The sequence below is a fragment of the Pseudonocardia sp. 2-7 genome, assembly GCF_056341085.1.
In genome coordinates this window covers 2631499-2651804 of record NZ_CP094507.1, presented here as the reverse complement: position 1 = coordinate 2651804, position 20306 = coordinate 2631499, and the positions used below count along the sequence as shown (strand labels likewise).

General features: G+C 75.5%; 19 protein-coding genes. 9 read left to right on the top strand and 10 right to left on the bottom strand.

The window, feature by feature from the left end:
* Positions 1-32: 32 nt before the first annotated feature.
* Positions 33-320 (top strand): YrhK family protein, encoded by a 288-nt coding sequence (locus MTO91_RS12960; protein WP_476654673.1) that lies wholly within the window; start codon positions 33-35, stop codon positions 318-320.
* Positions 321-330: 10 nt separating this feature from the next.
* Here the strand turns inward: MTO91_RS12960 and MTO91_RS12955 are convergent, their stop codons facing one another.
* The 5 genes from MTO91_RS12955 to MTO91_RS12935 are packed head-to-tail and all read right to left on the bottom strand — an operon-like array spanning position 331 to position 4649.
* Complete coding sequence (locus MTO91_RS12955) at positions 331-1005, bottom strand: phosphonatase-like hydrolase (RefSeq protein WP_476654672.1); 675 nt, start codon at positions 1003-1005, stop codon at positions 331-333.
* Positions 1002-1832, bottom strand: a complete 831-nt coding sequence (gene phnE, locus MTO91_RS12950; RefSeq protein WP_476654670.1) for a phosphonate ABC transporter, permease protein PhnE — start codon at positions 1830-1832, stop codon at positions 1002-1004. The genes MTO91_RS12955 and phnE overlap by 4 nt, the downstream gene beginning before the upstream one ends.
* On the bottom strand, positions 1829-2572 hold the full coding sequence (locus tag MTO91_RS12945) for a phosphonate ABC transporter ATP-binding protein (protein WP_476654669.1): 744 nt from the start codon (positions 2570-2572) through the stop codon (positions 1829-1831). Before MTO91_RS12945 ends, phnE begins: the two co-directional genes overlap by 4 nt.
* Positions 2569-3480: a phosphate/phosphite/phosphonate ABC transporter substrate-binding protein gene (locus MTO91_RS12940; protein ID WP_405417272.1), complete on the bottom strand. Its 912-nt coding sequence runs from the start codon at positions 3478-3480 to the stop codon at positions 2569-2571. The genes MTO91_RS12945 and MTO91_RS12940 overlap by 4 nt, the downstream gene beginning before the upstream one ends.
* A gap of 14 nt (positions 3481-3494) precedes the next feature.
* Complete coding sequence (locus MTO91_RS12935; RefSeq protein ID WP_476654667.1) at positions 3495-4649, bottom strand: TIGR03364 family FAD-dependent oxidoreductase; 1155 nt, start codon at positions 4647-4649, stop codon at positions 3495-3497.
* Positions 4650-4774: 125 nt separating this feature from the next.
* Between MTO91_RS12935 and MTO91_RS12930 the strand changes: the two genes are divergently transcribed.
* Positions 4775-5509 carry a GntR family transcriptional regulator gene (locus MTO91_RS12930; RefSeq protein ID WP_202968498.1) on the top strand — a complete coding sequence of 245 codons (735 nt, stop codon included), beginning with the start codon at positions 4775-4777 and terminating at the stop codon, positions 5507-5509.
* Between the two features lie 256 nt (positions 5510-5765).
* Here MTO91_RS12930 and MTO91_RS12925 read toward each other — a convergent pair whose 3' ends face one another.
* Positions 5766-6821 carry an alcohol dehydrogenase catalytic domain-containing protein gene (locus MTO91_RS12925; RefSeq protein WP_476654665.1) on the bottom strand — a complete coding sequence of 352 codons (1056 nt, stop codon included), beginning with the start codon at positions 6819-6821 and terminating at the stop codon, positions 5766-5768.
* A gap of 140 nt (positions 6822-6961) precedes the next feature.
* Here MTO91_RS12925 and hchA point away from each other — a divergent pair, with 140 nt between their 5' ends.
* Positions 6962-7840 carry a glyoxalase III HchA gene (gene hchA / locus MTO91_RS12920; protein WP_100877878.1) on the top strand — a complete coding sequence of 293 codons (879 nt, stop codon included), beginning with the start codon at positions 6962-6964 and terminating at the stop codon, positions 7838-7840.
* Positions 7841-7855: 15 nt separating this feature from the next.
* On the opposite strand, the gene MTO91_RS12915 is transcribed toward hchA, so the two are convergent.
* Genes MTO91_RS12915 through MTO91_RS12905 form a run of 3 tightly spaced genes read right to left on the bottom strand, consistent with a single transcriptional unit; the run spans position 7856 to position 12754 of the window.
* Positions 7856-10570 carry a molybdopterin-dependent oxidoreductase gene (locus tag MTO91_RS12915; RefSeq protein ID WP_476654662.1) on the bottom strand — a complete coding sequence of 905 codons (2715 nt, stop codon included), beginning with the start codon at positions 10568-10570 and terminating at the stop codon, positions 7856-7858.
* Positions 10567-11373, bottom strand: coding sequence for an FAD binding domain-containing protein (locus tag MTO91_RS12910; RefSeq protein WP_345645078.1), 807 nt, complete (start codon positions 11371-11373; stop codon positions 10567-10569). The genes MTO91_RS12915 and MTO91_RS12910 overlap by 4 nt, the downstream gene beginning before the upstream one ends.
* 4 nt (positions 11374-11377) lie before the next feature.
* Positions 11378-12754, bottom strand: a complete 1377-nt coding sequence (locus tag MTO91_RS12905; RefSeq protein WP_405417278.1) for an 8-oxoguanine deaminase — start codon at positions 12752-12754, stop codon at positions 11378-11380.
* A gap of 92 nt (positions 12755-12846) precedes the next feature.
* On the opposite strand from MTO91_RS12905, the gene MTO91_RS12900 reads away from it, so the two are divergent.
* Complete coding sequence (locus tag MTO91_RS12900; protein ID WP_476654661.1) at positions 12847-14400, top strand: PucR family transcriptional regulator; 1554 nt, start codon at positions 12847-12849, stop codon at positions 14398-14400.
* 7 nt (positions 14401-14407) lie between these two features.
* Here MTO91_RS12900 and MTO91_RS12895 read toward each other — a convergent pair whose 3' ends face one another.
* Complete coding sequence (locus MTO91_RS12895) at positions 14408-16333, bottom strand: solute carrier family 23 protein (protein ID WP_476654659.1); 1926 nt, start codon at positions 16331-16333, stop codon at positions 14408-14410.
* 249 nt (positions 16334-16582) lie between these two features.
* On the opposite strand from MTO91_RS12895, the gene MTO91_RS12890 reads away from it, so the two are divergent.
* From MTO91_RS12890 to ureG, 5 genes are read left to right on the top strand one after another with little or no spacing between them, the layout of a single operon-like run.
* A complete protein-coding gene (locus MTO91_RS12890; protein WP_020622559.1) occupies positions 16583-16885 on the top strand; it encodes an urease subunit gamma in 303 nt (100 codons plus the stop codon).
* Entirely contained in the window at positions 16882-17208 is a 327-nt protein-coding gene (locus tag MTO91_RS12885) for an urease subunit beta (RefSeq protein ID WP_476654657.1), read from the top strand. The genes MTO91_RS12890 and MTO91_RS12885 overlap by 4 nt, the downstream gene beginning before the upstream one ends.
* Positions 17205-18920, top strand: coding sequence for an urease subunit alpha (locus MTO91_RS12880; protein ID WP_476654656.1), 1716 nt, complete (start codon positions 17205-17207; stop codon positions 18918-18920). The genes MTO91_RS12885 and MTO91_RS12880 overlap by 4 nt, the downstream gene beginning before the upstream one ends.
* Positions 18920-19597 (top strand): urease accessory protein UreF, encoded by a 678-nt coding sequence (locus MTO91_RS12875; protein ID WP_476654654.1) that lies wholly within the window; start codon positions 18920-18922, stop codon positions 19595-19597. Before MTO91_RS12880 ends, MTO91_RS12875 begins: the two co-directional genes overlap by 1 nt.
* The gene (gene ureG, locus MTO91_RS12870) at positions 19587-20306 is read left to right on the top strand and encodes an urease accessory protein UreG (RefSeq protein ID WP_405417289.1); all 720 of its coding nucleotides are present in this window, start codon (positions 19587-19589) and stop codon (positions 20304-20306) included. The genes MTO91_RS12875 and ureG overlap by 11 nt, the downstream gene beginning before the upstream one ends.

The following is a 20306-nucleotide window of genomic DNA, read 5'->3' as shown; positions in this document are numbered from 1 at the left end:
GACCGGCCGGTCGGCGGGGTACCCGGCGGCTCATGGGACAGACCGCGCACGACCGGCCGCTGACGTTCACCATCGGGCGCGAGGAGCTCGTCGTCCGGCAGCGGTACGAGGTGCTCAGCATCGTCAACGACATCCTGGTCGCGCTGTGGTTCGTGATCGGCAGCGTGCTGTTCTTCCACGAGGCCACCACCTACGCGGGGACCTGGCTGTTCCTCATCGGCTCGATCGAGCTGATGATCCGCCCGGTGATCCGGCTCGCGCGCCGGGTGCACCTGCGGCGGATCACCGGGGCGCCGCCGGAGGCGGGCCACGACTTCTGATCCGTCCCGCTCAGCCCGCCCGCCGGGTGCCCCCGAGCAGACCGGGGAGCACCGCGACCCCGTCGACGACGTCGGTCGGCCCCGCCGCGCGGAGCTCGGCGCGGCCCTGCGCCCCGGTGAGCACCGCGACGACCCGCCCGGCCCGGGCGTTGCGGCCGGCCTCGACGTCGAGCACGGTGTCCCCCGCTGTCAGCACCGCCGCGGGGTCGTCGACCCCGGTCAGCGCCATCGCGCGCCGGATCATCGCCGGGTCGGGCCGTCCGGCCGCGACCTCCTCGGCACAGACCACGGCGTCGAGCTGCCCGGTGAAGCGCCCGGGGAGCGCGGCCAGCAGCGGGTCGGTGACCTGCCGGTCGAACCCGGTGGTCAGCACCACCGCGATCCCCGCCGCGCGCAGCGCGGTCAGCGCCTCGGGGACCCCGGGCAGGGGACGCGGCGGGGACGCGGCGTAGGCGTCGGCGAGGCGGGCGACGAAGGCGTCGTGCAGGCCCTCGACGGCGCGGGCGTCGCGGACGCCGGTGAGCGCGCCGAGGGCCTCGCGCTTGTCGGCCCCCATCCAGCGGCGGATCGCGACGTCGTCGGCCGGATGCCCGGCGCGGGCGACGACGTCGGCGAGGACCCGGTAGACCGCTCCCCCCTCGTCGACGGTGGTCCCGGCGATGTCCAGTGCGGCGAGTCGGATCACGTGTCACTCCCGAGGCGGCGGCGGACCAGCGCGGACAGCTGGTCGACCGCGACGATCAGCACCAGTACGACGAGGATGTGGGTGAGCATCTCGTCGAACCGGAACAGCTGGATGGACTGGTTGATGAGGAACCCGATGCCGCCGGCGCCGACCAGGCCGAGCACCAGCGACGAGCGGACGTTGACGTCGAAGCGGTAGAGCAGCAGCCCCACCAGCTGCGGGGTGACCGACGGCAGCAGCGCGTGCACGGCGACCTGCAGCCGTCCGGCACCCGCGGAGCGCAGCGCAGTGGGCGGGCCGGGGTCGGCGTCCTCGACCGTCTCGGCCCACAGCTTGCCCATCACGCCGATGTTGTGCAGGACCAGCGCGAGCACCCCGGGGAACGGGCCGAGCCCGACCGCGGTGACGAAGACCAGTGCGAACACGACGTCGGGCACGGCACGCAGGAACGACAGCAGGCCACGGGCGACCTGGTAGGTGACCGGCCCCGGGGCGGTACCCCGCGCGGCGGCCAGGGCGAGCACCAGCGCGAACGGGATCGACAGGGTGGTGCCGAGCAGCCCGATCCACAGGGTGACCAGGGCTCCCTGCAGGCTCGGCCCCAGTACCGCCCAGGACAGGTCGGGCGGGACCGCCTCGGTGAGGAACTCGGCCATGCCGTCGGCGCCGCCGAGCAGCGTCGCGAACGACATCTCGGTGGTGCGCCAGGCGATGACGTGCACGACGAGCAGCACGACGACGACCGTCGCGGCCACGACGAGGGTGCGTGGGTCGCGGCGGCGCGGCGGGACGGGGACGCGACGGACGTCCGGTGCGGTGGTGGTCACGGTGCGGCCTCCAGGGCGGACGCCGGCTCACGGTGGTCGGCGGTGTCGGGGTAGAGCGCGCGGATGTCGCCGCCGGGTGGTCCGTCGAGGACGACGTGCCCGGACCGCAGCCCGACGACGCGGTCGGCGTGCCGCGCGGCGAGGTCGGGCTGGTGCAGGACGGCGAGCACGGCGAGGCGCTCGGTGTGGGCGAGCTCGGCGAGGAGGTCGAGCACCTGCTCGGCGGCGGCCGGGTCGAGCGCGGACACCGGCTCGTCGGCGAGCAGGACCCTGGCGCGCTGGCACAGTGCGCGGGCGACGGCGACCCGCTGCTGCTGCCCGCCGGACAGCGACCCGGCGCGGTCGTGGGCGCGTTCGGCGAGGCCGACGCGGTCCAGGCAGCCCATCGCCTCCTCCCGCAGCGCCCGCGGGAACAGGGCCGGGACCAGCGAGGACCGCAGCGGGAGCCGTCCCAGAGCGCCGGCGCAGACGTTGTCGAGCACGGTGCGCCGGGTGACGAGGTGGATCCGCTGGAAGACCAGGGCGACGTCGAGTCGTCCGCGCGGCCGGCCGCCGACGAGCACCCGGCCGAGGTGCGGGGTCAGCCCGGCGGCAGCGCGCAGCAGCGTCGACTTGCCCGAGCCGTTGGCGCCGAGGACGGCGAGCAGCTCCCCGGCGTGGACGTCGATGTCGACGCCGTGGAGGACCTCGCGGTCGCCGTAGCGCACCCGGGCCCCGCGGACCGCCAGCAGCGCGCTCACTGGACGTCCTTCTCGGTCAGGCCGAGCGTGCCGGCCAGCTCGAACAGCGGTGCGTAGGTGTCGCGGGTGACCGGGACGAGCTTCCCGGGCGGGGTGACGTCGAGCAGCGCGCCGATCTCCCCCACCGCCTGCGGGTCGAGGTTCAGCAGGGCGTCGGTGACGGCGGCCTTGAAGGCCGGGTCGAGGTTGCCGCGCACGGTCACCGGATCGTTGGGGATCGGCGCGGAGGTCCAGACCCGGCGGAACCCGGCCGGGTCGAACGTCCCCGACACGGTGGCCGAGGCCAGCTGCTGGGAGTTGATCTCGGCGGCGTCGACGGTGCCGTTGGTCAGCGCGAGCAGCGCCTCGGGGTGGCCGCCGGCGTAGTCGACCCGGACGTCGGCGGGGGCGAGCCCGGCGTCGAGCAGTGCCTTGCGTGGGAGGGCGTCACCGGAGGTGGAGCCGACCGAGCCCAGGGCGAGGGTGCGGCCGCGCAGCTGGGCCACCGTGGTGACGTCGGAATCGCGCGGCACCCAGATCCCGGCGGTGTAGGCGGACAGTTCCCCGGTCGAGGTGCCGAACGAGGCGACCGGCTCGGCCCCGGCGCGCTCGGACGCGAAGACGTAGCCGAGCGGGCCGAAGATCCCGATCTCCAGACGGTCGTTGCGCATGGCGAGGACCTCGGCCGCGTAGTCCTCGGTGACCTGTACCCGGACCGGGCAGCTCAGCCGGCGTTCGAGGGCGTCGCCGAGGATCTCCGCGGCGGGCACGAGCTTCGCCGGGTCCTCGAAGGGTTCGATGCCCATCCGGATCTGCCCGCCGGGGCAGGTGGGCGACCCGGCGACGGCGGGGCCGGACGGGCCGGCGCAGGCGGTGAGGGCGAGGCTCGCGGCCAGTGCGGCGACGGCGAGCAGGCGGGGGCGGCGCATGGGGGTCTCCCGTTTCAGAGGACGCGGTCGAGCACGGCCGGTGCGAGGCCGAACGCGGTGGTCATGCCGATGCCGGAGGTGACCGCGACGGCGGTCGTCGCCGGTGCGACCGGGCGGATCAGGAACTCGCCGGGGGCGTCCGCGTAGACGCCCCGCCAGCGGCGGACGACGTCGACGTCGGTCCCGAGCAGCGCCCGGGTCTCGGCGAGCAGCAGGTCGTCGAGGGTCTCGTCGGTCCAGGGCTCGGGCGTGCGGTCGTAGTGGTGGGTGTCGCCGACGACGAGGTCGCCGCCGGGCAGCTGGGTGAGCATGTGGTTGACGCCCGCGTCGAGCAGGTCCGGGCGCTCGGTGCGCCAGCGCTCGCGCAGCGCGGCGGCGCCCGCGGTGCCCGACAGGGCCGGGTAGCGCAGCATCGAGCTGCCGGTGAGCACGGCCGGGCCGATCGTGAGCGGGGTGTACGGGCGGACCTGCAGCATCTGCAGGACGCAGCGCCGCAGGCCCGCGTCGTCGGCGAGGCCGGGGACGAGGCGGTCCAGGTCGTGACCGACGCACAGGAGGACCCGGTGGGCCCGGAACTCCCCGCGCCCGGTGCGGACGACCACCGGGCCGTCGCCGTTGTCGTATCCGATCTCGCCCGGCACGGCGCCGGCCGCGTCGATGCTGTGCACCGGGCAGCCGAAGTGGATCTCGGCACCGGGCCGGGCCGCGAGCCACGCCGCGATCGCCCCGGCCGCCCGGCGCTGTTCGACCCGCAGGTCACGCGGCAGGAACGCCCCGCCGTGCAGTCCCTCGCGGGCGACCGGGACCCGGTCGACGACCTGCGCCGGGTCGAGCAGTTCGACGTCGTCGCCCCGAGTGGCCGCGAGCTCCTCGAGCGCGGCGCGCTCCTCGGCCGACCGGGCGACGACCACGGTGCCGCACTCGGCGACGCCGAACCCGGCCGCGGCACCCAGTCGCAACCAGGTGCCGCGGCCGCGGGTGGCGAACTCCAGCGCGTCGCCGGTCTGGGCGGTGAGGCAGCCGTGGCCGAAGTTGCGCACCGTGGCCCCGACGGCGTGCTCGTCCCGCTCGAGCACGGTCACGTCCAGGCCGCGGTCGACGGCCTCGACGGCGTGGGCGAGGCCGACGACGCCGGCCCCGACGATCAGGAGGTCACTCGTCCGGGTCACGGCGGCGACGGTGCCAGCCGGATGTCCCGGACCGCAATGACTTGTCGATACAAGTCGGAATCCGTTCACCTGCCCGACCGCTGGACGTCGTGCTCAGCGCCCTGGCACTTGTAGAGTCACCATCCGTGGGGACCCCGTTGCACCGCACGCTGGCCGACGAGCTGCGCACCCGGATCCGCAGCGGCGCGATCGGTGTCGGGGAGGCGCTGCCGTCCGAGGCCGAGCTGTGCCGGGAGTTCTCGGCGTCGCGCGGCCCCGTTCGCCAGGCCCTGGCCGCCCTGCGCGACGAGGGCCTGATCGGCGGCGGGCAGGGCCGGCGCCCGGTGGTGCTCGACGCGGTACCCGCCCAGCCGTTCGAGTCGTTCCTGTCCTTCACCCGGCGTGCGGAGCTGACCGGCCACGTCCCGGGCCAGCGCCTGCACGAGATCGCGCTGCGGCACCCGTCGCCCGCGGTCGCGGCGGCGCTGGGCCTGGAGCCCGAGGACTACGCGGTCCAGCTGATCCGGCTGCGCCTGCTCGACGACCGTCCCGCGATGCTGGAGCGGATGACCTACGTGGAGAAGGTCGGGCGCGCCCTGCTCGACGCCGATCTCAACGCCGGGTCGATCTACGCCCTGCTCACCGGCCAGGGCGTCGACCTGCACGCGGCCCGGCACACCTTCGACGCCGTCGCCGCCGACGAGCTGGACGCGTCCCTGCTCGACGTCGAGGTCGGACATCCCCTGCTCCGCGAACGGCGGCTGACCTGGGACTCCGCCGGGGACGCCCTCGAGTGGTCGGAGGACCGCTACCGCCCGGACGTCGCGACCGTGACGGTGACGAACACCCGCAGCGGGCGGGGTGGGTTCGCGCGGGAATGAGCGGGCGGGAGCGGGTCCACCCGCGGGTGGGCTGCGACGCGCTCCCGCCGGCGACGGCGGTGCTCGGACCGGGGGTCGCACCGCCGCCACCCCTGCAGCCGCCGCTGCCCCTGCCGCTGCCGCTCAGAGGTGCCCCTGTTCTGAATTCGCTTACCGGGTAAGCGAATCGACACACACATCCCCTCCGGAGCCGGGAGAAGGACCGCCCTGCCGCATCGGTTCGTGCGATGCCCCGGCCCGGCGATCGGGAGCGACGTCAGGGACGCACGGCCTGGCGCGGCGCCGCACCCGGCGCCCCGGCGGCGGCGAAGGCGTCGTCGAGCGCGTCGAGGGACCACGGGCCACCGGTCAGCTCGGCGAACGGGAACCGCGTGTGCTCCGCGACGAGGAACGCGACCGCGGCGGCGAGGTGGCGGGGCGCGTAGTTGTGCACGCCGACGACCGTGTGCAGCCCGCGGACCAGGCGTTCCGGGTCGAGTCCCACCGCGGGGCCGGGCGAGACCGACCCGGCGAGGACGGCGGTACCGCCGACGTCGAGCGCATCGAGGCAGGCGCGCACGGCGGCGGGTGCACCGGACAACTCCAGCGCGACGTCGAACCCCCGTTCCGGCGGGGTCCCGACCGTGTCCGCTGCGCCGAAGCGGCGGGCCCGGGCGCGACGGTCGGCGTGCGGGTCGGCGACCACGACCTCGGCGCCCGCGCGGGAGGCCATCGCCACCGCGGTCACACCGAGCATGCCCGCACCGGTCACCAGCACCCGCGATCCCGGTCCCGGCGAGCCCGCGGCGTCGAGGACCGCGGCGACCGTGGCCGTCGCGCACGAGGCGGGTGCGGCGACCTCGTCGGGCACCGCTGGGGGGACGACGACCGTCGCCGTGCCCGGGGCGAGCAGGCAGTGGGTGGCGAACCCGCCGGTCAGCGGACGGGCCTCGTCCAGCGGGGCGTGGCCGTACTTGTGCAGGTCGGTGCACTTCTGGGGGATCCCGCGACGGCAGCGGCGGCACTCCCCGCAGGACGCGGCGACCGAGAAGACGATCCGGTCGCCGGTCCGGACCGGCGCGCGGTCGACGTGGCGCAGGCCCGGCGCCGTCGCGACGACCCGCCCGACCTGCTCGTGCCCGAGCACCCCCGGCACCGGCGACGAGCGATGGCCGCGGGTCGTGTGCAGGTCCGAACCGCACACCGTCGCCAGGTCGACCGCCACCAGGACCTCCCCCGGCCCCGGCTCGCCGAGCGCGGTCGTGACCAGGCGGAACGGGGCGCCGACACCGTCCCAGCGGGCGTAGCGGGCGGTCGTCACGGGAGCTGCCATGCCCGCGACGGTCGCACCACCTCGCCGGCCCGTCCACCACCCTGTATGGACAAGTTGGTGAACGCACGGCGGCGCGGTTCGCCGACACCGGGCGGGGGTACGCCGTGCGGGCACCGCACGAACGACCCGGAGGCACCCCGATGTCCGACAGCACGCTCAGCAAGGACCCGACCGCGGACCCGGCGGAGCACGAGGCGTACTTCCCGTCGCCGTACTCCCTGGACGCCTACACCGCGCCGAGGACCGACTTCGACGGTCTCGCCACCGAGCGGAACGCCTGGTCCGGCGGCCGCTGGAAGGTGCTCGTGCTGGCCACCGACGAGCGCTACCTGCGCATGGGCAACGGCACCTTCTTCTCCACCGGCAACCACCCGGTGGAGACTCTGCTCCCCCTGCACCACGTCCTGGAGGCCGGGTTCGGCGTCGAGATCGCGACGCTCACCGGCAACCCGGCGAAGTTCGAGTGGTGGGCCTACCCCGGCGAGGACGAGGCGGTCGGCAGCGCCCGCGACACGCTGCTCGCGCAGTGGCGGGCCCCGAAGTCGCTGGCCGAGGTCGTCGAGCGCGAGCTGGGCGAGGACTCGGACTACCTCGCGGTGTTCGTCCCCGGCGGGCACGGCGCGCTGTCCGGGCTGCCGTTCTCCACCGACGTCCGCGACACCCTGGAATGGGCGATGCGCACCGACCGGCTCGTGGTGTCGCTGTGCCACGGGCCCGCCGCGTTCCTCTCCACCCGCATCGGCCGCGGCCGGTCGGTGTTCGAGGGCTACGAGATGTGCGTGTTCCCCGACGCCCTCGACGCCGGCGCCAACATCGACATCGGCTACCTGCCCGGCGAGATGCCCTGGCTGCTCGGCAAGGCCCTCCAGGACGAGGGCGTCCGTGTGGTCAACGACGACATGACCGGCCGCTGCACCACCGACCGCAACGTCATCACCGGCGACAGCCCGCTGGCCGCGAACGAGCTGGGCAAGCTCACCGCGACCGCGCTGCTGGAGCACGCGCGCCGCCGGGGCTGACCCCGCCCCGGCGCCTCAGGGCGCCGTACCACCGGCCGCGAGCCGCCACACCCGGTCGCGGCTGAACGGCTGGTGGTACGGCCGCACCCCCAGCGCCCGGCGGATCGCGTTCGCGACCGCGGGCGCGACCGGGTTGTAGGGCGCCTCGCTCATCGACTTCGCGCCGTAGGTGCCGAGCGCGTCGTGGGTGCGGGCGTACCGCACCTCGGTGTCCGGGACGTCCGCCATCTGCGGCACCCGGTAGGTGCGGAACACCGGGTTGAGGATCTCCCCGGACTCCCCCACGTACACCTCCTCGTAGAGCGCGCTGCCCAGCCCCATCGCGGCGCCGCCCTCGACCTGCCCGCGCAGCTGCTCGGGGTTCAGGACGGTGCCGGCGTCGACGGCCTGCACCGAGCGCAGCACCCGGACCTCGCCGGTCGCGGTGTCCACCGCGACACGCACGCCGTGGCAGTTCGCAGTGATCGCCCGCGCGGTGCCGGGCTCCTCCCCCGTGGCCACCAGCCCCGCGGGCGAGGACGCGGCGGCCAGCACGTCGTCGAGCGTCCACTCGCCGCCGGGCGCCGTGACCCCGGCCGCGTGCAGCTCCCCGCCGCCGGTGACGGCGAGGATCCGCTCCCGCAGCGCGGTCGCCGCGGCGTGCAGTGCCTTGCCCGCGACGGTGGTGCCCGCGGAGGCGAACGCCCCGGTGTCGTAGCCGCAGGCGTCGGTGTCGCCGTGGTGGGCGTCGACGCGGTCCGGGGTCGTGCCGAGCACGGTGGCGACGACCTGGCGGTGCGTGGTCGTGGTGCCGTTGCCGAACTCGACGGTGCCGGCGCCGAGCCGGTAGCGCCCGCCGGGCAGCAGCGTCACCGTGGTGGTCGCGGCGTGCCCGAACGGGGCCATCGTCGTCATCATGCCCAGGGCGACACCCTCCCCGACCCGCCATGTCGGGCCGTCGGGGACCGGGTCGCCGGTGCCGTCGGCCAGGGCGTCCTGGACGAGGTCGAGGCACTGGTCCATGCCGTAGCTGGTCCAGTGCAGGTCGTGCTCCGGCTCGCCGTGGTGGGCGACGTGCAGCGGGTCCCCGGCCCGGACCATGTTGCGTCGCCGCAGCTCGAACGGGTCGACGTCCAGCGCGATCGCGAGCTCGTCCATCGCGGACTCGACGGCGAACATCACCTGGCCCAGGCCGTAGCCGCGGAACGCGCCGCTGGGCACGTTGTGGGTGTAGACGACCTCGGCGTCGAGGCGCTTGACCGGGCAGTTGTACACGCTGACCGACTCGGCGACGGAGTGGAACAGCACCCCGCGGGAGTGGTTGCCGTAGGCGCCGGTGTCGGACAGGACGTCGAGCTTCATCGCGGTGAGGCGGCCGTCGTCGTCCGCGCCGAGCGTGACCGCGACCCGCATCGGGTGGCGCAGCGCGGTGCGGGTGAACTCCTCGGACCGGGTGAACTCGTGGACGACGGTACGCCCGGTCCGCAGCACGGCGAGCCCGACGAGGTCCTCGGCGAACATCTCCTGCTTGCCGCCGAACCCACCACCGACCCGCGCGGTGTGCACCCGGACCCGGTCCGGGTCGAGTCCGAGGACGCGGGCGAGCTCGCCGCGGGTGAGGAACGGGACCTGGGTGCCCGCCCGCACGACGAGCCTGCCGTCGGCGTCGAGCGAGCCGATCGCGCCGTGGCACTCCAGCTGGGCGTGCGCGACGCGGCTGGTGCGCCAGGTGCCGGTGACGGTGTGCGCGGAGGCGCGCAGTGCGGCGTCGACGTCGCCGCCGTGCCCGCCGTGCAGGGCGAGCACCACGTTGCGCCCGGCGTCGTCGACGCGGTCGGCGGGGGTCCGGTCCGGGTGCACCGGCGGCGAGCCGGGGCGCCGGGCCGCCTCCGGGTCGAGCACGGCGGGGAGCACCTCGTAGTCGACGGCGATCAGCGCGCAGGCGGCCTCGGCCTGCGCCGGGGTCTCCGCGACGACGGCGGCGACCCGCTGCCCGACGTGGCGGACGACGTCGTCGAGCATCCGGGTGTCGTCGGGGTCGTCGGTGCGGTGCTCGTGCCGGGCGGTGGAGTAGCGCAGGTCCGGCACGTCGTGGTGGGTCAGCACCAGCGCGACGCCCGGTGCGGCCGCGGCCACGGTGGTGTCGATCGACCGGATGCGGGCGTGGGCGTGCGGGGAGCCGAGGACCCGCAGGTGCAGGGCCCCGGTGAGGTCGGTGTCGAAGGTGAACGGCTCGCTACCGGTGACGATCCGCTCGGCCGCCGGGGGCCGGGCCGAGCAGCCGACGGTGCCCGCGGTGTCACGGGGGGCGCAGCCGCCCCGGACGCCGGTCTCGATCGCCTCGCGGATGCTCCGGTAGCCGGTGCAGCGGCACAGGTTGCCCTTCATCCGCCGCGGCAGGTCGTCGAGGTCGTCGGGGGTGAGCGCGGTGGCGGTGACGATCTGGCCGGCCGTGCAGAACCCGCACTGGAACCCGAACTTCTCGACGAACGCGGCCTGGACCGGGTGCAGCTCCCCGTCCGGCCCGGCCAGCCCGGCGACGGTGGTGACCCGCGCGCCGTCGAGGCGCTGGGCGGGGATCAGGCACGAGTGCACGGGCCGGTCGTCGAGCAGGACGGTGCAGGCGCCGCAGTCCCCGGCGTCGCACCCCTTCTTCACCTCGAGGTGCCCGTGCTCGCGCAGGAACGTGCGGGTGCACTGCCCCGGGGCGGGCTCCGCCTCCAGCTCGGTGTCGTTGACGTGCAGTTTCACGACAGCTCCTCCCGGATCTGCTCCAGCAGCACCGCGCTGACACCGTGGCGCCAGTCCGCGGAACCGAGCGGGTCGGTGTACCAGCCGTCGACGGCGTCGACGTCGGCGCGCAGCCGGTCCGCGCCGGGCACGCCGGCCGGGTAGCGCAGGACGGTGGGCGCCTCGGTCGCGGCGGTGATCACGAACGTGGCGGCGCCGCCGTCGGGTGCGGTGTCGACCCGCCCGGTGAGCACGGCGCCGGAGCGGCCGAGCTCGGCGAGTGCGATCCTGCGGAAGGCGGTGCGGGCGCGGAGTGCGGCGCCGGGCAGCTCGACCGCGCGCAGGACCTCGCCGGGGCGCAGCGCGGTGGTGCCGTTGCCGGTGACGAGCGCCGCGACCGGGACGCGGTACTCCTCGCCGTCGGGGGTCCAGACGACGGCGAGCCCGTCGAGCGTCGCGGCGAGCGCGACCATCCCGGCGGCGGCGTAGGCGCGGCACACGTTCCCGCCGACGGTCGCGGTGTGCCAGATCTTCCACGACGCGAGCAGCGCGTGCGCGCACTCGGCGAACAGCGGGGTCCCGGTGCGCCCGCCGTACGCGGCGAGGTCGGCGATCGGGCAGGTCGCGGCGACCGACAGGCCGCCGTCGGGCAGGTCGGAGAGGGGCTCCCAGCCCATCGTGGTGAGGTCGACCAGGCCGGTGACGCCGGGCTGCGGCTCGGAGAACAGCCACGTCCCGCCGGCGAGGATCCGCTCCCCCGGCGCCAGCGCCAGGTCGGCGCGCTCGCGGGCGCGCCGGAACCCGGTGACGGTGTGCAGGTCCATCCGCTCACCCGGCCTTGGCCACGAGGTCGCGGTGCACGGCGGCGCACTCGGCGGCGACGGCGTCGGTGTCGACGGTGAGCACGGTGTCCCGTTCGACGACCGGGCGCCCGTGCACGAGCAGCAGCTCCAGCGGCGGCGGGGTGCCCAGGACGAGGGCGGCGACCGGGTCGGCGACGTCGCGGTGCCGGAACCCGTCGAGCCGCCACAGGGCGAGGTCGGCGAGCTTGCCGGTCTCGATCGACCCGATCTCGTCCTCGCGACCGAGCACCCGGGCACCGCCGAGCGTGCCGAGCTCCAGGGCCTCGCGCACCGACAGGGCACGGGGGCCGCCCGCGGCGCGGGCGAACAGGACGGCGTGCTTGACGTCCTCCAGCAGGTGGGTGCCCTCGTTGGAGGCGGCGCCGTCGACGCCGATCCCGACCCGGGCGCCCGCGTCGACGAGGTCGCGGACCCGCGCGATGCCCGCGCCGAGACGGCCGTTGGAGGTGGGGCAGTGCGCGACGCCGGTGCCGGTCGCGCCGATCGTCTTCACCGCGTCGTCGTCGAGGTGCACGGTGTGGGCGAACCACACGTCGGGCCCGGTCCAGCCCAGGTCGGCGACGTACTCGGTGGGGGTGGCACCGAAGCGCTCCCGGCAGTACGCCTCCTCGTCGTCGGTCTCGGCGAGGTGGGTGTGCAGCCGCACCCCGAGCTCGCGGGCCAGCGTCGCGGAGTCGCGCATCAGCTCCGGCGTCACCGAGAACGGCGAGCAGGGGGCCAGCGCGATCCGCAGCATCGACCCCGGCGACGGGTCGTGCCAGCGGGCGACGGCGTCGGCGGACGCGGCGAGGATCTCGTCGCGGTCGGAGACGACGTGGTCCGGCGGCAGCCCGCCCGCGCTGCGCCCGAGGTCCATCGAGCCGCGGGTCGGGTGGAACCGCAGCCCCACCTGCTGCGCGGCGCGGATCTCGGCGCCGAGCACGTCCCCGCCCTCGCGGGGGAAGACGTAGTGGTGGTCGGTCGTGGTGGTGCAGCCCGACAACGCGAGCGCGGACAGCGCGCCGGTGGCGCCGGTGTGCACGGCGTGCTCGTCGATGCCCGCCCACACCGGGTACAGCGTGGTCAGCCACTCGAACAGCGTGTGGTCGACGGCGAGCCCGCGGGTCACCCACTGGTAGAGGTGGTGGTGGGTGTTGACCAGGCCCGGGGTGAGCAGGCAGCCGCGGGCGTCGACCCGGCGGTCGTAGGACCCCGCCGGGGCGGGACCGGGCCCGACGCCCGCGATCCGTTCCCCCTCGACGACGACGTGCCCGCCGGGGATCTCCTCCCCGGTGACGGTGACGACGTGGGCACCTTCGATGGCGGTCCGGTGTGCGGTCCGGCCGGCGCTCGGCTGCTGCATGGACCCAGTGCACCGCGCGCCGGTCACCGGGAGAAGGCACCGCCGTGACGAATCGGGATCCCCCGCGGCGCACCGAGTTGTAGGTTCCTCCCATGCTGCTCTCGGAGCTCGTCGCACGCCCGGAGCTGCGGCTGCGGGTCCTGCACGGCTCGGCGGCCGACCTGGACCGGTCCGTGCGATGGGTCTACCCGACCGACCTGCCCGACCCGTCGCGCTACCTGGGCGGCGGTGAGCTGGTCGTGTCCGGCCTGGTGTGGCGGCGGACGCCCGCGGACTCGGAGCGGTTCGTCGCGGCGGTCGCGCGGTCCGGTGCGGCGGCGCTGGTGGCCGGGGAGGCCGTGTTCGGCGACATCCCGGCCGACGTCGTCGACGCCTGCCGCCGCCACGACCTCGTGCTGGTCGCGGTGCCGGTGGACGTGTCGTTCGGCGCGGTGACCGAGGCGGTGATCGGGGCGCTGTCCGCGGCCCGCGGGGACCGGCTCGCCCACACCCTGGGCCGGCACCGGCGGCTGCTCGCCGCGTTCGCCGGCGGCGCGGAGCTGGCCGACCTCGCCGCAGCGGTGTCGGCGGGCACCGGCCTGGTCTGCCGGGTGCTGACCGCGGCGGGCGGCCTGCTCGCCGGTCCGGCCCTGCCCGAGGCCGAGCGCGACGCCGTCGTCGCCGGGTTCCTGACCGCGGGCCGGTTGCCGGTGACCGTCCCGGCCGGGCCGGCGGGTGCGGCGCACCTGGTGGTGCCCGCGGCACCGGGGACGGCCCGGGCCACCGGCTGGCTGGTCGCGGCGCAGCTGCCGCCGGGCACGGCGCAGGCGGGGACCGACGCCGTCGACGCCGTCGGCGAGCTGGCCGCGATCGCCGCGCTGGACCGGTCCCGGCGCCGGGAGGGTGCTGCGGTGGCCCGCCCGATCGCCGACGACGCGCTGGCCCGGATCGCCGCCGACACCGGGGACCGCCCCGAGACCCGGGTGCGGCTGCGCCAGGCCGGGGTCGAGCCGGACGGGACCCTCGCCGTGGTCGTGCTGCGCGCCTCGGGCGTCGCGGACCCGGCCGACACCGCGCACACCGTGCTGCTCGACGCGCTGGTCGGCACCGGCCCGGCCGCGGTCGGCGTGCAGGGCGGCGACGCGGTCGCCGTCGTCGCGGTGCCCGGGGCCCGGGACGCCCCGGACCCGGTGGAACAGGTGCTCGCCGCGGTGCACCGGCTCGGACCGGGCCTGGCCGGCGGACGGCTCTCGGCCGGGGTGTCGCGGCCGTCGGCGGCGGACGCGCTGTCCGGTGCACTCGCCGAGGCCGGGCACGCCGCGGGGCTGGCGGCGGCCCGGTCCGGCCCGGTGACCTCGGTGCGGGCCGGGGAGATCACCTCGCACGTCGCGCTGCTGGCCGGCGTCCCCGACGACGTGCGGCGCGGCTTCGCCGCCCAGGTCCTCGGCCCGGTGCTCGACCACGACGCGCGGTCGGGCACCGGGCTGCTGGAGACCCTGGAGGTCTTCCTCGACGAGTCCGGGTCGTGGAACCGGACCGCGGCCCGGCTGCACCTGCACGTCAACACCGTCCGGTACCGGATCGGCCGGGTGGCGGAGCTGACCGGGCGCGACCCGTCGTCGTTCACCGACCGCGTCGACCTCTACCTGGCGCTGCGCTCGCGCTGACGGCGGCTCAGCCGGACACGAGGTCGTCGAAGCGGTGCCCGGCGACGGTCGCGACGGCGACGAGCGCGGCCGCGTGCTCCTGCGCCGGCGGGTGGGTGAGCCGGCGCCGCGCGGTCGCGAGCAGGGCGCCGCGGTCCCCGGCGTCGCGCAGGCACACGATCGGGGGGAAGCCGAACCGCTCCCGGTAGGCCGCGGCGAGCCGGCCGAGCTCGGCACGGTCGTCGCCGTCGAGCAGGGCCAGACCGGCCCGGTCGCGCAGAGCCGCCGCGCCGGCGCCCGTGGTCGCGGTGCCCCCGTCGCGGGCGGACGCCGGCGCGGCGGAGCCGGTGCCCACCAGACCGCCCAGATCGGGGTAGTGGCCCATCAGCGCCCGCTGCTCCTCGGGCGGCGCGGCGAACAGCTCGTCCTGCACCGCGGCGCGCAGCGCCGTGGCGTCGGTGAAGGGGCCGCGGGCGTGCACCCGCCCGGGCACCGCGGTCGGGCCCTCGAACAGCCGCCCGAGGACCGCGGCGAACTCCCCGGCGTCGGCGGCGGCGAGCCGGTCGAAGGTCACGGTGTCCCCGCCGGCCGTCGCGGGGGCGGCGCCGCGATGGCGCCCGGTGTGGAAGAACAGCAGGTTGAGCCCGATCGCGACGACGCTGCCCGCGGTGATCCCGGAGCCGAGCACGATGCCCGCCCACGGCGGCAGGGCCTGCGCCACGTCCGGCTGCACGGTCACGAACAGCGCCACCCCGAGACCGGACCCGACCACGACCACGTTGCGGTGGTCGCGGAAGTCGACCCGCGACAGCGTCTGGATCCCGACGACGGCGACGGTCGCGAACATCGCCAGCGCCGCCCCGCCCAGCACCGGGTGCGGCACCGCCGCGACCAGCGCCCCGGCCTTCGGCACCAGCCCGATGAGGATCATGAAACCGCCCGCGGCGGCGACCACCCAGCGGCTGGAGACCCGGGTGAGCCGGACGAGGCCGACGTTCTCGGCGAAGCAGGTGTAGGGGAAGGAGTTGAGGACACCGCCCAGGGTGGTGGCGGCACCGTCGGCGCGCAGGGCGCGGGCGACGTCGTCCGGCCCGACCTTCTTGTCCACGATCTCGCCGGTGGCGATCACGTCACCGGTCGTCTCGACCGCGGTGATCATCATGACGACGATCATCGACAGGATCGCGGCGAGCGAGAACTGCGGCCAGCCGAAGTGGAACGGGGTGGTGACCCCGACCCAGTCCGACTCCCCCACCGCGGACAGGTCGACCAGACCGAACGGCACCGCGGCCAGCGTCCCGAGCACGAGCCCGGCGAGCACCGCGACGGTGGCGAGGAAACCGCGGAACAGCCGCTGGATCAGCACGATCACCGCGAGCGTGCCGAGGGCGAGCCCGAGGTACAGCGGGTTGCCGGGGTCGGGGGCGTTCGCGCCGCCGACGGCGTCGGTCGCGGCGACCGGCAGCAGCGCCAGCCCGATGACGGTGATCACCGTGCCGGTGACGACCGGCGGGAAGAACCGCAGCAGCCGCGCAACGTAGGGCGCGGCGAGGAAGGTCACCAGCCCGGCGACGATCACCGCGCCGTAGATGGTGGTGAGCCCGGCGGTGCCACCACCCGCGGCCAGCCCGATCGCGATCATCGGCGAGACCGCGGTGAACGTGACGCCCTGCAGCAGCGGCAGCCGCACCCCGATCCGGCCGATCCCGACCGACTGCAGGATCGAGGCGATGCCGCAGGTGAACAGGTCGGCGTTGATCAGGTGGATGAGCTGGCGCTCGTCGAGACCGACGGCGTTGGCGAGCAGGATCGGCACGACGACGGCGCCGGCGTAGAACGCCAGCACGTGCTGCATGCCGTAGACGGCGAGCCGTCCGGCGGGCGGCACCCGGTCGACCGGGTGGACGGGGCGGGCGGGATCGGTGGTTCGGCCGGTGGATCGGCGCAGGCGCATCGGTGACCTCGATGGGAGCCGGAGGGTGTGACGGGGCAGGGCGCGCGGAGGGGGCCGGATTGCGACCTGCATCACCATGCGCCCGGGCCGGGACCGCCCGGCACCGCCGTCTCCGACGAACCCCGGGCCGCTCGTCGCGGGGCTTTCGTAGGTTCCGACAGTCGACCCGGTCATCGGGCCCCCGGCGGGACACCGTTCGGAACCTCCCGGCAATCCCGTCGCAACCCGGGTCCGGACACAATGCGGGGCATGCACCTCAGCCCGAGCGAGCGCGACAAGCTCCTCGTCCACGTCGCCGCCGACGTCGCCCGCAGGCGTCGCGAGCGGGGTCTGCGGATGAACTACCCGGAGTCGGTCGCGCTGATCACCGAGCACGTCCTGGAGGGCGCCCGCGACGGCCGCACCGTCAGCGAGCTGATGAGCAGCGGCCGTGAGGTCCTGACCCGCGACGACGTACTCGACGGCGTCCCGGAGATGCTCGACTCGGTGCAGGTGGAGGCCACCTTCCCGGACGGCACGAAGCTCGTCACCGTGCACGGGCCGATCGCGTGATCCCCGGCGAGATCCTCGTCGGCACCGAGCCGGTCGAGCTGCACCCCGGCCGCCCCCGGCTGACGCTGGCCGTGGTCAACGCCGCGGACCGCCCGGTGCAGGTCGGGTCGCACTACCACTTCGCCGCCGCGAACCCCGGACTGTCCTTCGACCGCGACGCCGCGTGGGGACACCGGCTCGACGTCCCCGCCGGGACGTCGGTGCGGTTCGAGCCCGGTGTGGAGCGCGAGGTGACGCTGGTGCCGATCGCCGGGGCGCGCCGGGTCCCCGGTCTGCGTCCCGAGCAGGCCGGTGCCCTCGACGAGCGGAGCTACGAGCAGTGAGCATCGACCGCGCGCGCTACGCCGACCTGTACGGCCCGACCGTCGGGGACCGGGTCCGGCTCGCCGACACGAACCTGCTGATCGAGGTCACCGAGGACCGCTCGCGCGGCCCGGCGTCCGGCGACGAGGTCATGTTCGGCGGCGGCAAGGTGATCCGGGAGTCGATGGGGCAGGCCGCCGTCGCGGCTGCGGACTGCCCGGACCTGGTGATCACCGGCGCCGTTGTGCTGGACCACTGGGGCGTGGTGAAGGCCGATGTCGGGGTGAAGGACGGCCGGATCGTCGGGATCGGCAAGGCCGGCAACCCCGACACCATGGACGGGGTCGACCCGGCACTGGTGATCGGTCCCGGCACCGAGGTCCTGGCGGGCAACGGCCGCATCCTCACCGCCGGTGCGATCGACGCGCACGTGCACTTCATCTGCCCGCAGCTGGTCGAGACCGCGCTCGCGTCCGGGGTCACGACGCTGTTCGGCGGCGGCACCGGGCCGGTCGACGGGTCGAAGGCCACCACCGTCACGCCCGGCCCCTGGAACATCGGCCGGATGCTGCAGGCGATGGACCACCAGCCGGTCAACCTGCTGCTGATGGGCAAGGGCAACACGGTCTCGACCGGGGCGCTGCACGAGCAGCTGCGCGCCGGGGCGGGCGGGTTCAAGCTGCACGAGGACTGGGGCACCACCCCGTCGGCGATCGACGCCTGTCTGCGGGTGTGCGAGGAGACCGGCGTGCAGGCCGCGATCCACACCGACACCCTCAACGAGGCCGGGTTCCTGCAGTCCACACTGGAGGCGATCGCCGGGCGCTCGATCAACGCGTTCCACACCGAGGGCGCCGGCGGCGGGCACGCCCCGGACATCATCGAGGTCGTCGGCACGTCGCACGTGCTGCCGTCGTCGACGAACCCGACCCGCCCGCACACCGTGAACACCCTCGACGAGCACCTCGACATGCTCATGGTGTGCCACCACCTCAACCCGTCGGTGCCCGAGGACCTGGCCTTCGCCGAGTCCCGCATCCGCCCGACGACGATCGCCGCCGAGGACGTGCTGCACGACCTGGGCGCGATCTCGATGATGTCGAGCGACTCGCAAGCGATGGGCCGGATCGGCGAGGTCGTCATCCGGACCTGGCAGACCGCGCACGTCATGAAGGCCGCCCGCGGCCCGCTGCCCGGTGACTCCGAGCGGGCGGACAACCTGCGTGCGCAGCGCTACGTCGCCAAGTACACGATCAACCCCGCACTCGCCCACGGCGCCGCCGAGCACGTCGGGTCGGTCGAGGTCGGCAAGCTCGCCGACCTGGTGCTGTGGGAGCCGAAGTTCTTCGGGGTGCGCCCCGAGGTCGTCCTCAAGGGCGGGTTCGCCGTGTGGGCGCAGATGGGCGACGCGAACGCCTCCATCCCCACGCCCGGCCCGGTCTACGGACGCCCGATGTTCGGCTACGCCCACACCCCCGCCGCGCTCGGATCGCTCACCTTCATGGCGCCGTCGGCGCTGGAGGCGGGCGTTCCCGAGCGGCTCGGGCTGGCGACGCCCGCGGTGCCGGTGGCCGACACCCGCTCGGTGCGCAAGGCCGGGATGCTGCGCAACGACGCCACCCCGGACGTGCGCGTCGACCCGGACTCGTTCGAGGTGACGATCGACGGCGCCGTCGTCGAGCCCGCGCCGGTGAGCGAGCTGCCGATGGCGCAGCGGTACTTCCTGTTCTGATGGCGGGTCTCGCGTCACTGGTGCTCGCCGACGCCCGGTTCCCCGGCGGCGGGCACGTGCACTCCGGCGGGCTGGAGGAGGCCGCCGAGCGGGGGTTGGTCACCGACGTCGCGTCGCTGCACGCGTTCCTGCGCGGGCGGCTGCGCACCGCGGGCCGGGTCGCGGCTTGCGCCGCCGCGGCCGCCGCGCACCCCGCGGGCCGGGACCGGCTCGGGGCGCTGGACGCGGCACTCGACGCGCGCACGCCGTCGCTCGCGCAGCGCGAGGCGTCGCGGGTGCAGGGGAAGGCAGCCCTGCGCGCGGCGCGGGCGGCGTGGCCGTCGCCGGAGCTCGACACGCTCGTCGCGGTCGACCGGCGGCCGCACCACCCGCTGCTCGTCGGCGTCGTCGTCGGCGTCGCCGGCGAGTCCCCGTCCGCCGCGGCCCGCTGCGTCGGCTACCTCGCCGTCTCCGGGCCCGCGTCGGCGGCGGTCCGGCTGCTCGGGCTGGACCCGTTCGCCGTCAACGCCGCGCTCGTCGCCCTGGACGACGACCTGGCCGTCGTCGTCGACGAGGCCGCGGCCCTCGCGGCGGGCGACCCCGCCGACCTCCCGGCGCCCGGCGCGCCGGTCCTCGACCTCATGGCCGAGTCCCACGTCCACCACCACCGCGAGAGGGCGCGTCTCTTTGCCTCCTGAACAGAGCCCGCCGACCGGGCACGGCCACGGTCATGTGATCAGCTTCGACCCGACGGTCACCGACCACGACCACCACGACCCGGCCCCGGCCGGCGGCCGCGCGGTGCGGATCGGCATCGGCGGCCCGGTCGGGTCGGGCAAGACCGCGCTGGTCGCGGCGCTGGCCCGCAGCCTCGGCGAGCGGGTCCGCCTGGCCGTGGTCACCAACGACATCTACACCACCGAGGACGCGGACTTCCTGCGCCGCAACGCCGTGCTGCCGCCGGAGCGGGTCGAGGCCGTGCAGACCGGCTGCTGCCCGCACACCGCGATCCGCGACGACATCACCGCCAACCTCGACGCCGTCGAGCTGCTGGAGGAGCGCTTCGGCGACCTGGACCTGGTGCTCGTGGAGTCCGGCGGGGACAACCTCACCGCGGTGTTCTCCCGCGGCCTGGTGGACCGGCAGATCTTCGTCGTCGACGTCGCGGGCGGGGACAAGGTGCCCCGCAAGGGCGGCCCCGGCGTCACCACCGCGGACCTGCTCGTGATCAACAAGACCGACCTGGCGCCGCTGGTCGGCGCGGACCTCGGGGTCATGACCGGCGACGCCGCACGCATCCGCGGCGAGCTGCCGGTGATCGCGCAGTCGCTGGTCGAGGACCCGGGCGCCGGCGACGTCGGTGCCTGGGTGCTCGAGCAGGTCGCCGCGGTCCGGGCGAGCGTCTGA

Bases quoted from the DNA above. Each gene is read 5' to 3' on its own strand.
- MTO91_RS12960 (WP_476654673.1), top strand. From the start codon at position 33: ATGGGACAGACCGCGCACGACCGGCCGCTGACGTTCACCATCGGGCGC.
- MTO91_RS12940 (WP_405417272.1), bottom strand. From the start codon at position 3,480: ATGCGCCGCCCCCGCCTGCTCGCCGTCGCCGCACTGGCCGCGAGCCTC.
- MTO91_RS12925 (WP_476654665.1), bottom strand. From the start codon at position 6,821: ATGGCAGCTCCCGTGACGACCGCCCGCTACGCCCGCTGGGACGGTGTC.
- hchA (WP_100877878.1), top strand. From the start codon at position 6,962: ATGTCCGACAGCACGCTCAGCAAGGACCCGACCGCGGACCCGGCGGAG.
- MTO91_RS12910 (WP_345645078.1), bottom strand. From the start codon at position 11,373: ATGGACCTGCACACCGTCACCGGGTTCCGGCGCGCCCGCGAGCGCGCC.
- MTO91_RS12905 (WP_405417278.1), bottom strand. From the start codon at position 12,754: ATGCAGCAGCCGAGCGCCGGCCGGACCGCACACCGGACCGCCATCGAA.
- MTO91_RS12900 (WP_476654661.1), top strand. From the start codon at position 12,847: ATGCTGCTCTCGGAGCTCGTCGCACGCCCGGAGCTGCGGCTGCGGGTC.
- MTO91_RS12895 (WP_476654659.1), bottom strand. From the start codon at position 16,333: ATGCGCCTGCGCCGATCCACCGGCCGAACCACCGATCCCGCCCGCCCC.
- MTO91_RS12890 (WP_020622559.1), top strand. From the start codon at position 16,583: ATGCACCTCAGCCCGAGCGAGCGCGACAAGCTCCTCGTCCACGTCGCC.
- MTO91_RS12875 (WP_476654654.1), top strand. From the start codon at position 18,920: ATGGCGGGTCTCGCGTCACTGGTGCTCGCCGACGCCCGGTTCCCCGGC.